This is a genomic window from Corallococcus caeni (assembly GCF_036245865.1).
Classification (GTDB): domain Bacteria; phylum Myxococcota; class Myxococcia; order Myxococcales; family Myxococcaceae; genus Corallococcus; species Corallococcus caeni.
The window spans coordinates 1-267 of the sequence record NZ_BTTW01000130.1 but is presented as its reverse complement, the minus strand read 5'-3'; the positions used below and the strand labels follow the sequence as shown (position 1 = coordinate 267).

General features: G+C 56.9%; 1 rRNA gene. It reads right to left on the bottom strand.

The features are described from left to right. A 23S ribosomal RNA gene (locus AABA78_RS39125) occupies nucleotides 1-267 on the bottom strand; the annotation flags it as partial.

The following is a 267-nucleotide window of genomic DNA, read 5'->3' as shown; positions in this document are numbered from 1 at the left end:
GGGTTTACGGCGAGGGGGTTTCTCACCCCCTTTATCGCTACTCATTTCGGCATCAGCACTCCCAGTCGCTCCAGCGGCCTTTTCAGTCCACCTTCGCTGCAACTGGGACGCTCCCCTACCGCCATACGCGCCTGACGCGCATGACCCGAAGCTTCGGCACTAGTCTTGAGCCCCGTTACATTTTCGGCGCGGCCTGTCTTGACCAGTGAGCTATTACGCTTTCTTTAAAGGATGGCTGCTTCTAAGCCAACCTCCTGGTTGTCAATG